We start from the raw sequence: 11,897 nt of genomic DNA on the forward strand, positions 1-11,897 counted from the left end.
AATACCTCTCGGTTATGAGAGCTTGAAAAGAGGGCAGGCAACCATGGAATGGCAGCAGCTGGAGTATTTCCGCGTCGTGGCCAGGCTGGAGCATTTCATCAAATCGGCGGAGCAGCTGGCTATTTCCCAGCCGGCGCTAAGCCGGTCGATGACGAAGCTGGAAAAAGAGCTTGGGGTACAGCTGTTTGACCGGCATGGCCGATCCGTTCAGCTGAATGAAACGGGAAAGCTGTTTTTGGCTAGGGTAGAGCGGGCTATGCAGGAGATTGAGGATGGGATCGAAGAGATCCGGCAGTTCCACGATCCGTTTGCTGGCAAGGTCTCGATTGCATTTTTGATGTCATTTGGCGTTCACATGCTGCCGGATGTCATCGCAAGCTTCAACCGCAAATATCCGGACGTTGAATTCGCGCTGTATCAAAACCCGACGACGGTTATTCTGCCGCAATTGCTGCGAAGCGAGGTGGACCTGTGCATTATCGGTCCATTCGGCGCAGAGCCCGGTGTCGTCTGGCACAAGCTCGTTGAGGAAGAAATGTACGTCTACGTGCCTGCGGATCACCGGCTTGCAAAGCGTGAATCGATCCGGCTGGAAGAGGTAGCGGGCGAACCGTTTATATCCTTTAAGCCGGGTTATGGCGTCCGGACGCTGATGGAACGGTTTTGCGGTGAAGCCGGTTTTGAGCCGAACATCCGGTTTGAGGGCGATGATATTATGACGGCCGCAGGGCTTGTCTCCGCAGGACTTGGAGTTACGATCATCCCGGCTTTTTCGGGTATTGAACATGGAAAGGTCAAGCGGCTGCGCGTGACGGAGCCTTACTGCCGGAGGGAAATTGGACTGGCCTGGGTCGAGGACCGGAAGCTTCCTCCTTCCGCCGACCTGTTTCGCTCATTTATTATCGAGTATTTTCGTGGCCAAGGCGAACTGTAGAATGCACTTATTCTGACAAATAACTACAAGGTACGCAGATTGAAAGCCTGGATATCCAGGCTTTTTCTCTTATCGAATGACCCGTTTTCAAGGAAACAAGAATGGGATTAGCGAAGCTCAATTTTTTATTTAAGTATTTACTTTATTAAGAAAATGGTTTATTATAACAACAGAGAGAGCTGAACCATTTTTTACCTGATGATCCTTGCGTTCACCAACTTAACAGCCCAGATAACTACATGAACAAACGAAGCTTCGCTCAACACAGAGGCAGACCGCCGCAACGCGGATTCGAGAAGAGGGAGGGGAGACAGCTTCATCTTATGGCAAATGATACGTTTTCCGCACTGGCAGATCCAACACGTCGCGGCATCCTCGAATTGCTGGCCGGGAATCCCGAACTATCCGCCACACAGATCTACGAACGTTTTGATGTAAGTCCACAGGCCATTTCGCAGCATCTGAAAATCCTTCGGGAAACACAGCTCGTCCGGGTTGAGAAAAGGGCACAGCAGCGCATCTACTCATTGAACATCGATCCGGTCAAAGAACTCGAGCATTGGGCACAAGCCATCCGGCAGCAGTGGGATGGAAGGCTCAATGCCATGGACCGCGTCCTCGCTGAAGAGATGGCCAAACGAAAAGCCAATCAGGCGAATCATGAAAATAAAGGAGAATGAATAAATGAATCATCATGCCAGCAAGCAGGAGCTCGTCATTACCCGTGTGTTTGATTATCCGGTCGATTTGGTATGGGATGCCTGGACGGATCCGAGCCTGGTCATGAAATGGTGGGGGCCTGCCCATTTCAGCTCGCCTTCGTGCAAGATCGATCTTCGCGAAGGGGGAAGCTATCTGTTCTGCATGCGCGCGCCGGAATCCTTCGGCGGGCAGGATTATTACTCCGCGGGAGTGTACAAACGAATCGTTCCGCAGCAGCGGCTTGAATTTACGCAGATTCTGGCCGATGCGGAAGGAAATGCAGTTAAGCCTTCCGATGTCGGCATGCCGGAGGACTTCCCGGCTGTGGTCGATTTCGTCATTGATTTCATCTCGAAGGGCGATCAAACCGAGCTGATCATTATAGAGTCCAACTGGAGTCCGGGTCCAATGGCCGACAACGCGGTTACGGGCATGAACCAGTCTCTCGACAAACTTGCCGCAAGTTTGGCTTAACTATGTTTTTCACACATTCAGGAAACGATATATAGAAGAAAAAAACGCCCCAGATTCGTATCTGGAGCGTTTTTTGTGCTGCAATGCCTTCTAGCAGCATGTTGATGAACATCAGCTTTCGCGAATCCAAACCGTCATTTCGCCAGGCTCCCGGTTGCCCCATAGCGTATATGGGACGGCCCGGAGGCGCTGCTGTTCCAGCTGCGGCCGCACCGTGCTGTAGAGATCGTTCGGCGCTTCCGCCGGCGTGCCAGTGCGAAGGCCATCCGCCTCGATTACGGCGACGCCGCCGCGCCATTCGTCCGTGACGACCTGCAGCTCGGCATCTGCCGGCAGACTTAGAGAAGCGAGCGGGGCTCCATTGTCGGTCTCCTCCAGGCAGTAGACGAGCGGGCCGCGCTGCAGCGCGACTTTTCCGCTGCTTGCGCGCAGGTTCGGGTGGGCGTAGATCCGCCGCGGCTGCATATCGAGCTCAAGCTCAACTACGTCACCGGCCTGCCAGTCCCGGCGAATATAGGCATAGCCGTCACGCAGCTCGTACTGGGCAGGCTGGCCATTCACGCGGATCGCGCTTGCAGCAGACCATCCGGGAAGACGAAGTGCGATCGTGAAGTCACCCGCGCCATCCGCTTCCTGCACTTTCAGGCGAACCTGGCCATCCCAAGGCAAACGGCTCTCCATGTCCAGCTGAACGCTGCGGCCGGCCGCCTGGTGGCTGATCTGGCTGCCAATATACAGGTGCACGAAGAGTGCCTCGTCGCTCGCCGAATAAATGTATTGACCGAGCGAGGACAAGAGGCGGGAGACGTTTGGCGGGCAGCAGGCGCAGCCGTACCATTTTTGCCGGACCGGCTTGATGTGACGCTTGCCGGGATTGCCTTCGCTGGCCGCCGGCCACACTTCCATCGGGTTCACGTAAAAATAATGCTTGCCGTCGCCGGCAATTCCTGCGGTTACGGTGTTATACAGCGCACGCTCCATCACATCGGCGTATTCGCCCTTCACTTCATTCTGAAGCAGCCGCTGGGCAAAAAAGATCAGGCCGATCGATGCGCAGGTCTCACTGTAGTTTGTGTCGTTCGGCAGGTCGTAGTCAAACGTAAAAGCCTCACCGTGATGCGTGGATCCGATACTGCCTGTGACATACATTTGCTTTTGCACAATGTTGTCCCACAAGCGGCGGCAGGCTTCCAGCAAAGCGTTGTCTCCCTTAAGCAGGGCCAGGTCGGCCATGGCCGTATACATATAAACGGCTCTTACGGCATGGCCTGTCGCCACCTCGTGTTCCCGCACCGGCTTATGCGCCTGGTGGTAGGCAAGATTTACAGGCCCCTTCTGAACGACACCGGGTGCCCAGTGCGAAATCCGGCCCCGCCGTTCAAATTCCTCCGCAAAGAAATTCGGCTCCTGCCCGCGTTCATCGATCAAAAAGCCGGCTAGATTCAGGTATCTAACTTCGCCTGTAGCATGGTACAGCTTGACCAGGGCAAGCTCAATTTCCTGGTGACCGTCGTAACCCCGGATTTTGCCTTCTTCCGGCCCAAAACGGTCATCGATATGGTCGGCAATCTTGCGCGCAATGTCGAGAAGCTTGGTTTTGCCTGTTCCGTAAAAATAGGCGACCGCTGCTTCGATCAGGTGTCCGGCCGTATACATTTCGTGGCAGTCCATCAGATTGGTCCAGCGCTGGTCGAGCTTGTCAATCGTAAAGTATGTGTTCAGGTAACCATCTTCCTGCTGTGCGGCTCCGATCAGATCGATCGCTTCATCGGCGACTTTTTCCAGATCGGAGTCTGGGGATTGGGCGAGCGAATACCCGACCGCTTCCAGCCATTTATACAGGTCGGTGTCCTGAAACACGAATCCGGCAAAGCTTCCTTCCTCGAGTCCTGCGGCAATCCGGAAGTTGCGGATCGCATGGCTGGGTTCAGCATCGGGAACACGGTCATTCAGGGCTTCCCACTGGTAGGGAATCACGGTATGCTTGATAAGATCCACATGATTGGACCAATAGGAGTCGGTGATGCGGACGGATTTCAAATCAAGCGGCTGTGGATGGGTTGGCGCATTTTTGGTAGACAAGTTTTCGTTCACTCCTAACATCATCATCTGCAGCTTTATCATATCGAATCAAGCCAAGGATTGTCGGTAGTGGAACGTGCATAAAAAGTGTCATTAGCCCACTAAATTGATTTTTACAGACGAGCAGGAGGATTGTCATGCTGCCTATTTATCTACAACAACCTTACAAGCTCCAAATGGGTGGACAATTTGTCAGCGATGAGGATTGGTCCCATATGGAACGGACCATTTCCGATTATGAGCTGATTATCGGTGTTGCGGGGGTGGTCTTTCTCGAAGCTGGCGGCCAGCTGTACGAAGTGAAGGCGGGGGACATGCTGCTGCTGCGGCCGGGAGAGAAGCATCGCGGATACAGGCTGTCTTCCCCCGGCGTTTCATTTTACTGGTTTCATTTTTTGCTTCCTCCGGAGACGGGCGGAGAGCCGGACGGGGCCATACCTCATTATGCACACTGCCCGGAACCGAGCCGCGTTCACATTTTGGCCAGGCAGCTTCTGCACGCGGCGAGCGGGGGATACCGGCTGAAGCAGGCGGGGGACTATTTTCTGACGTCGCTGCTGATTGAATTGGCAGAGCAGCTGCAGGATGCGGGCGCATCCGAAGCGATGGACCCCCGGCTGTCGGAGCTGCTGGAATGGACCCGGCTGCATGCCCTCGAGAGGCATATGTCCGTCGACCGGGTCGCGATGCACATGGGGTATAACCGCAACTATTTGTCGCGGATGTTCAAGCAGAGATTCGGTACCGGCCTCAGGGATTATATTCACCGGATCCGGCTGGAAGCGGCAAGGGAGCTGCTTGTGTCGAGCAAGCTGCATATCAAGGAAATTGCAGACAGGGTCGGCATCGAAGACGACAAGCAGTTTATTAAATGGTTCAAGCGTCTGTCCGGCGTTACACCGACGGAGTACCGCCAGGCGTTTTCGGCAACACGTCTGAACAAGACGTAGGGATCGATGACATCGGTCCCCTGGATGCCGTCAAATAGGGCTTCGCGGGGAAATTGATTCTTCCGGACTCTGTTTTTTTGGGTAACACAAACGATATGGCCCTTTTGGCCGTGTCTGCATCCGGATCATCCGTGCGAATAGAGCTGTAAGTGATGCTTAAGTACCTCCCAAAAATACATCCTGGGTAAGTCGAGACTCCCATTTGAATCGTGCTATCATTTTTTTAGACCGTTGTTTGCAAGCTGCCAAACATCGTGAACGACGGCCTTCAGAAGAACCTGTAGAAGGATACGCAGCAGAATCTGCACACGATTGCACGATACTTGAGGAAAGGATTTGAACTCGATGATCCAGGAAAAATACGCCAACATGCTGAACATGGCCGAGGTTTCGACCCCGGACCGAATGTTATATCCCTTTGATATCTTCCGCCAGCTTAGACAAGAAACGCCAGTGCGCTACGACAGCAGCCGAAACTGCTGGGACGTCTTCCGCTATGAAGATGTGCAGCGCATTTTGAAGGATCCGAAAACATTTTCCTCCGAGCGTGGAGCAGGCGCAGGCGGCTCCATTCTGTTTATGGATCCGCCCAAGCATAAGCAAATGCGCGACCTGGTCAGCAAAGCGTTTACGCCCAAGGCGATCCAAGAGCTGACCCCCCGCATTCAGTCCATCGCCGAGCAGCTGCTAGATTCGGTAACGGATGGATCTATGGATATTTCCAGCGAATTCGCCACTCCGCTGCCGGTCATCGTGATTGCCGAGCTGCTGGGTGCTCCGAAAGAAGACCGGAACAAGTTCAAGCACTGGTCCGATATTCTGGTGGAAAGTGCCGACGACCTCACCGACGAAGCATTCCAGCGGATTACCGACAAGCGGATGAAAGCGATGGGAGAGCTGTCCGAGTATTTTAAAGGAATTATGGCGCAGCGGGCTGCAGAGCCGCAGGAAGATCTCGTCACTGCACTGCTGAACGCTGAAATCGAAGGAGAGAAGCTGTCGGAAAGGGATATTATCAGCTTCTGCGTGCTGCTGCTGGCTGCCGGAAACGAGACGACGACGAACCTGATCACCAATGGCGTGCGCGTGCTGACCGAAAGACCGGAGCTGCAGGAGCAGCTGTATCAAGCGCCGGACCTCATACCTTCCTTTATAGAAGAAGTACTGCGCTATTACCCGCCGATCATCGCGATTGGACGCAAAGCCGCGGAGACGGTACAAATCGGAGAGCATACGATTGAGCAGGGAGCGCAGGTCATTTCCTGGGTTGGGGCCGCCAACCGCGACGAGTCCCGGTTCGACGACCCGGACGGCTTCCGTCTGGACCGCAAACCGAACCCGCATATGACGTTCGGCTTCGGTATCCACTTCTGTCTTGGGGCTCCGCTGGCCAGGCTGGAAGGAAAAATTGCGTTTCAGGCGCTCCTCGACAGATTCAAGGATCTGCGCAGAGCCGCGGACGCTGAACTCCAGCCGATCCAAAGCTCCTTTGTCTTCGGCGTCAAACATTATCCGATCGCGATGAGCCGCAGATAGAGTCAGGTATCTTTAAGAGTGCTTCCGCTTTGTTCCAGATAGCATAATCTGCATGGGGAGCTCGCGGATTCCCATTTTCGGGAGCTGTCCATATTTCTTGGAGGCTCCCGGATATGCTAGAATAGAAAATAGCAGCTTGTACATAAGCATGATGATCTAAGGCATCCCTTTACTGCGAAGGTTCCAGGAACAGCATTTGCAGGGAAGAACGGATGCCTTTTTGCGTAAGCCCGCCGGGATGATCATTTCGTTTTACCGAAGTATAAGGAGTTGAGCGCCCGTGGAAAGGCAAGTCGAAGAATTGTGGCACCAGGTCCTGTCCATGATTCAAAAGAAGATCAGCAAGCCCAGCTATGATACGTGGCTGAAATCGACGAAGGCCGTCAGTTTGCAGGATAACGTCCTGACAATCAGCACGCCCAACACGTTTACGCAGGAATGGCTGGAGAATCGGTATACCAAGCTCATTTTGACAGCGGTTCGCGAATGCATGGATGCTCAGCCGGAGCTTCATATCATTACCCAGGATGAGCTGGAGACCGAGAGAAGATCCGCATCACCCGAACCGGCTGCCCTCATAGAGGATAATATCCTGAACGATCCAGTTTTTGCCGCCATGCTGAACCCAAAATACACCTTCGATACGTTCGTCGTCGGACTCGGCAACCGTTTTGCTCATGCAGCTGCACTGGCTGTAGCGGACGCGCCGGGCAAGGCGTATAACCCGCTGTTTTTGTACGGCGGTGTCGGTTTGGGGAAAACCCACTTGATGCAGGCGATCGGCCACTATGTGCTGGAGCACAATCCGCAGGCGAAGGTGCTCTATTTATCCTCCGAAAAGTTCACCAACCAGTTTATCAACGCCATCATGAACAACCGCGGCGAAGCTTTCCGTAACAAGTACCGCAACATCGACGTGCTTCTGATCGACGACATCCAGTTTATCGCCGGCAAGGAGCAGACACAGGAAGAGTTTTTCCATACTTTCAACGCACTGAAAGAAATGGGGAAGGCAATCATCATTTCCAGCGACCGTCCGCCCAAGGAAATCCCCACCCTGGAGGAACGGCTGCGTTCCCGCTTTGAATGGGGACTCATCACGGATATTCAGCCCCCGGATCTGGAGACCCGGATTGCTATTCTGCGCAAGAAGGCGAAGGCGGAGCATCTCGACATTCCGAACGAAGCGATGGTATACATCGCCAGCCATATTCATACAAACGTCCGTGAGCTCGAAGGGGCTCTTATCCGCGTCATCGCTTATTCCTCGCTTGTGAATCAGGACATCACCGTGCATATGACAGCCGAAGCACTAAAAAATATGATCTCGCAGTCACGTCCCCAAATGATCTCGATCCAGGACATCCAGGAGCGGGTGGGAGATTATTATGGTCTGCGCATCGAGGATTTTAAAGCACGGAAACGGACAAGGGCAGTAGCTTTTCCCCGGCAAATCGCCATGTATCTGTCCAGGGAGCTGACCGATTACTCGCTGCCCAAAATCGGGGAAGCTTTTGGCGGCAGGGACCATACGACCGTCATCCACGCCCATGAAAAAATCGCCTCGGTTATTCGTGAGGACCAGGAGATTCATCAAATCGTAAGCCGGTTGTCCGAGAACATTAAAAGCCGCATCCAACCGCGCGTGTAGCCTGTTATTTTTTATACCCGTATAATCTGAACCTGTCTGCCTCAGACCCTCCTTGGTAAGATAACGGCATAAACCATCTACCAGGGAGGTTCTTTATATGAAATCAATCGTCATTGAAAGAGCGGGCGGAACAGAAGTGCTTAAGGTGAGGGAAATGCCGGATCTTGCACCAAGATACGGGGAAATGATCGTGGACGTGGCGTATGCAGGCGTCGGGCTCGTGGATATTTTGATCCGCAAAGGCGGGTTTACGGAGCTGTTTCCGTATCCGGTGATTCCGGGGCTTGAGGTGTCCGGATTCGTCCGCTCAATCGGGGACGGAGTTGAAGGGTTCCGGATCGGCCAGCCGGTCGCTTCCATGAAGCTGCTTGAGCTTGGCGGATACGCTACCCAGGCCAGAGTGACGCCGCAGCTTACGGTTCCGCTCGATTCGCTCGGAGGAGATCTCGATATGGCCGAGGCGGCAGCCTCCATCGTCAACTTAACAACCGCCTACTTTGCGGTCAAGCAGGTGAACCGGATGAGGCAGGGGGACACGGCGCTGGTTCACGCCGCCGCAGGCGGACTCGGCAGCTTTCTGGGGCAAATCGCCAAACGGTTTGGCGCTGGGAAGGTGCTGGGGACGGTGGGTTCGCCGGATAAAATCAAGCTGGCCGCTTCGCTAGGATACGACGAACTGCTGCTGCGCTCCGATTTTGTGAACGAAGTGAAGCGGATCGCGGGAGTACAGGGGGTCGACACCGTATTTGACCCGGTTGGGGGCGAGACGAGGGCACGCAGCCTGGAGCTCCTGCGACCGCTGGGACAAATCGTCGCTCTGGGCAACGCCAGCGGCGGCGAGCTGGCGCATCAGAGCAACGAGATTTGGCTCGGCAACCAGAGCATCGCCGGCTTTAACCTGGGGGCGTATGCCATATATGATCCGGTTGGCGTGGGGCAGGCGGCCAGGGAAGCGCTGCAGCTGCTCGCCAGCAGAGAGGTCCGCTCGGAGGTGCACGGCATTTACCCGATGGAGGACGCCTCCGAGGCGCATCGTCTGCTCGAAAGCGGCCAAACGATGGGCAAACTCGTTCTGCAGATGGGATAAGCGCTACAGGTCCCTTATCAGCGTTCTCAGTCACAGGGTTCGTGAGAATCCTAATCAGATGAATGCTTATAATAGGAGCCTCTTGAATGACTATAGTCTGCAGCCTTTTGTGTGAGCCCTTGCCCGCCTGAAAGTCTGCATCTTATATATGAGCCTCTTACCCGCTTGAACGCGGAGCGGAGGCTTTCTTTTACGGCGGGAGGGGTGGTATCATTTGAATCGTGGAGTTTATGGAACGTTGTACATCTCGGAGGTGATGCTAACATGATGCAAACCCGGAATCTGCTCGGGGAATTTTTGAAATCGCGCAGGGAAAGGCTTCAACCGGCGGACGTCGGGGTTAGCGGGGGATACGGCAGAAGAAGGACTCCCGGACTTCGCCGTGAAGAGGTGGCGGAAATCGCTAATGTCAGCACTACCTGGTACACATGGCTGGAGCAGGGGAGAGACGTGGCCGCTTCCAGGGAAGTCATGGAGAACATCGCCAGGGCGCTGCTCCTGTCTCCCGACGAGAAGCTGCATGTCATGCGGCTGGCGGGATTCGGCGATCTTCCGGACTGGTCCGCGCCGGCGGCCGTCCCGCCGTTGGAGCCAGGACTGCAGAAAATTATTGATCAGCTGCGCTATCCAGCCATCTTGGTCAACCGCCGGACCGAAATTATGGCTTGGAACCGCCAGGCTCCCCGGCTGTTGTATGACTTTCTGGAAGATCCGGTAATGGGCCGCAACATGGTCTGGTCCATTTTCATGAATCCGTATTTGCGGGAACGCGTCCTGAACTGGGAGGAGTTTGCCGCATACAGTGCAGCCATTCTCCGCGCCTACCATGGTCAATCAAAGGGGGACCCGTGGTACGAGGCGTTTGCCCAGAAGTTGTCCGAAGTAAGCCCGGAATTTAGGGCGCTCTGGGACTCACACGATGTACGGGAGAAGCAGGTGCAGCCTTTCGTGCTGAACCATCCCGACCTTGGGCCGTTATCCTTTGAAATCAACACGTTTGCCCATATTAATGGCAATGAAGACCTGCACTGCTGCGTCTATTCTCCGCTGGCCGGAACCGGAACCGAGGAGAAGCTGGATCTGGACGCGCAAAAAACGCCGTAGCCGGATGACCGGCTGCGGCGTTTTTAAGAGATATGAAAGTATAAACTTCCGAGGTTAAACATCCTTATTTCGCTAGAAAAACTCCCTCTAAAAGCGGTCTGTTTCCTTTGAATGTACGTCGACCGGCTACATCGTGTGAATCCGGGCTGCAGTCCCGATACTCAAATGCTCTTGATCCAGCTGATGGCAGCGGGCCGTTACGGCAAAAGCGCCGATCGAAAAAGCCAGTGCCGCCCACGGTAAATAAGCCAAACCGATACTGTCGACGACCAGGCTGCCAAGCAGGGAGCCACAGGCGATGCCAAGGTTGGAGGCCACCGGCATCAGGGTCGAGGCAAAGTCCTTGGACCCGCCGGCCGATGCGTCGGCGAGATCGATTAGATACAGCTGAACGGCGGCGCTCAGGGCGTAGGAAAACAAGGCAATGAGCATCAGGCAGAGAACGGCAGCCCAGGTGAAGCTCAGGGTCAGGGCAAGGGCCAGCATCATCAGGCTCTGAACGATAAATACAATTTTGAGCTTGGACCTCGAATCCCCTTCGGCTACCTTGGCTCCGATCCAATTGCTCAGGATGGTCAGGCCGCCATAACCGAGCAGCACAGCGCTTGTCCACTGCTTCGGAATGCGGAGCACGTTCTCAAGAATCGGTGTGATATAGGTATAGACGATAAAGACTGAGCCCACGCCGAGCACCGGAATCAAGAAAGCCATCCGGATGCGGCGGTTTGCGAACAAGGCGAACTGCTGTTTCATAGAGCTGACGCTGACGGTATCGCTTTTCGGCAGAACCGAAGCGATGAAGAACAGCGGAATGATGCCCACTGCGGAGGTGACGATGAATGCCGCCCGCCATCCGAGCAGCTGGCCGATATAGGTGCCGACCGGCACGCCCAGGACGTTGGCGATCGAAAAGCCGCCGATGATCCATGCAACGGCGCCTGCTCGGCGGGAAGCCTGGATGTGTTCACTGGCCGCGGCAATGGACAGTGACAAGGTCAACCCGCACAAAATGGCTGTGATGACCCGGATCACAAACATCAGGGCGAAATTGCCGGCGAAAATCGTCAGGGCGTTCAGCACCAGCAGGGCCGCATAGCCCGACAAAATGGTCACATGCCGGGGGATGCGTCCCAAGAGGCTGACGGCAAACGGTGTGCCGACCGCATAAGCGATGGCGAAGCTGGATACGAGGATGCCGGCGGCCGCCAGGGATACGCCCAAACTGACGCTGATATCCTTCAGCAGGCCGACGATAACGTATTCGGTCGTCCCCAGCACGAACGCGGCAAAAGTGAAGGCAAAGATCAGAATGGTTTCTTTTTTAGTTGTCATGGTTCTCTCTTCTCCTGGGTGTCTATTTTTTTCTTTGATCTTACA

The 11,897-nt window shown here is 54.7% G+C and carries 10 protein-coding genes; 8 read left to right on the plus strand and 2 right to left on the minus strand.

Going from position 1 to position 11,897, the window contains the following annotated elements:
- The first annotated feature begins 43 nt into the window (after nucleotides 1-43).
- The 3 genes from GCU45_RS31200 (at nucleotide 44) to GCU45_RS31210 (ending at nucleotide 2,110) form a co-directional block, all read left to right on the plus strand.
- Nucleotides 44-934 carry a LysR family transcriptional regulator gene (locus tag GCU45_RS31200; protein ID WP_152403830.1) on the plus strand — a complete coding sequence of 297 codons (891 nt, stop codon included), beginning with the start codon at nucleotides 44-46 and terminating at the stop codon, nucleotides 932-934.
- 323 nt (nucleotides 935-1,257) lie between these two features.
- Entirely contained in the window at nucleotides 1,258-1,614 is a 357-nt protein-coding gene (locus tag GCU45_RS31205; protein WP_076166780.1) for an ArsR/SmtB family transcription factor, read from the plus strand.
- Between the two features lie 4 nt (nucleotides 1,615-1,618).
- The gene (locus GCU45_RS31210) at nucleotides 1,619-2,110 is read left to right on the plus strand and encodes an SRPBCC family protein (RefSeq protein WP_152403834.1); all 492 of its coding nucleotides are present in this window, start codon (nucleotides 1,619-1,621) and stop codon (nucleotides 2,108-2,110) included.
- 111 nt (nucleotides 2,111-2,221) lie between these two features.
- On the opposite strand, the gene GCU45_RS31215 is transcribed toward GCU45_RS31210, so the two are convergent.
- Entirely contained in the window at nucleotides 2,222-4,192 is a 1,971-nt protein-coding gene (locus GCU45_RS31215; RefSeq protein ID WP_244364751.1) for a glycoside hydrolase family 127 protein, read from the minus strand.
- Between the two features lie 137 nt (nucleotides 4,193-4,329).
- On the opposite strand from GCU45_RS31215, the gene GCU45_RS31220 reads away from it, so the two are divergent.
- From GCU45_RS31220 to GCU45_RS31240, 5 genes are all read left to right on the plus strand, one after another.
- Nucleotides 4,330-5,142 carry a helix-turn-helix domain-containing protein gene (locus tag GCU45_RS31220; protein WP_145134158.1) on the plus strand — a complete coding sequence of 271 codons (813 nt, stop codon included), beginning with the start codon at nucleotides 4,330-4,332 and terminating at the stop codon, nucleotides 5,140-5,142.
- A gap of 345 nt (nucleotides 5,143-5,487) precedes the next feature.
- A complete protein-coding gene (locus GCU45_RS31225) occupies nucleotides 5,488-6,678 on the plus strand; it encodes a cytochrome P450 (RefSeq protein ID WP_152403836.1) in 1,191 nt (396 codons plus the stop codon).
- Nucleotides 6,679-7,000: 322 nt separating this feature from the next.
- Nucleotides 7,001-8,329 (plus strand): chromosomal replication initiator protein DnaA, encoded by a 1,329-nt coding sequence (gene dnaA, locus GCU45_RS31230; protein ID WP_244364770.1) that lies wholly within the window; start codon nucleotides 7,001-7,003, stop codon nucleotides 8,327-8,329.
- Nucleotides 8,330-8,426: 97 nt separating this feature from the next.
- Entirely contained in the window at nucleotides 8,427-9,416 is a 990-nt protein-coding gene (locus GCU45_RS31235; protein ID WP_152403839.1) for a quinone oxidoreductase family protein, read from the plus strand.
- Between the two features lie 264 nt (nucleotides 9,417-9,680).
- Nucleotides 9,681-10,520 carry a helix-turn-helix transcriptional regulator gene (locus GCU45_RS31240; RefSeq protein ID WP_152403841.1) on the plus strand — a complete coding sequence of 280 codons (840 nt, stop codon included), beginning with the start codon at nucleotides 9,681-9,683 and terminating at the stop codon, nucleotides 10,518-10,520.
- 126 nt (nucleotides 10,521-10,646) lie between these two features.
- On the opposite strand, the gene GCU45_RS31245 is transcribed toward GCU45_RS31240, so the two are convergent.
- Nucleotides 10,647-11,852, minus strand: coding sequence for an MFS transporter (locus tag GCU45_RS31245; protein ID WP_152403842.1), 1,206 nt, complete (start codon nucleotides 11,850-11,852; stop codon nucleotides 10,647-10,649).
- Nucleotides 11,853-11,897 lie beyond the last annotated feature (45 nt).

Origin of the sequence: Paenibacillus cellulositrophicus (assembly GCF_009363095.1) — a bacterium.
GTDB lineage: Bacteria > Bacillota > Bacilli > Paenibacillales > Paenibacillaceae > Paenibacillus_AQ > Paenibacillus_AQ favisporus.

Bases quoted from the DNA above. Each gene is read 5' to 3' on its own strand.
- GCU45_RS31200 (WP_152403830.1), top strand. From the start codon at position 44: ATGGAATGGCAGCAGCTGGAGTATTTCCGCGTCGTGGCCAGGCTGGAG.
- GCU45_RS31205 (WP_076166780.1), top strand. From the start codon at position 1,258: ATGGCAAATGATACGTTTTCCGCACTGGCAGATCCAACACGTCGCGGC.
- GCU45_RS31210 (WP_152403834.1), top strand. From the start codon at position 1,619: ATGAATCATCATGCCAGCAAGCAGGAGCTCGTCATTACCCGTGTGTTT.
- GCU45_RS31220 (WP_145134158.1), top strand. From the start codon at position 4,330: ATGCTGCCTATTTATCTACAACAACCTTACAAGCTCCAAATGGGTGGA.
- GCU45_RS31225 (WP_152403836.1), top strand. From the start codon at position 5,488: ATGATCCAGGAAAAATACGCCAACATGCTGAACATGGCCGAGGTTTCG.
- dnaA (WP_244364770.1), top strand. From the start codon at position 7,001: ATGATTCAAAAGAAGATCAGCAAGCCCAGCTATGATACGTGGCTGAAA.
- GCU45_RS31235 (WP_152403839.1), top strand. From the start codon at position 8,427: ATGAAATCAATCGTCATTGAAAGAGCGGGCGGAACAGAAGTGCTTAAG.
- GCU45_RS31240 (WP_152403841.1), top strand. From the start codon at position 9,681: ATGATGCAAACCCGGAATCTGCTCGGGGAATTTTTGAAATCGCGCAGG.
- GCU45_RS31245 (WP_152403842.1), bottom strand. From the start codon at position 11,852: ATGACAACTAAAAAAGAAACCATTCTGATCTTTGCCTTCACTTTTGCC.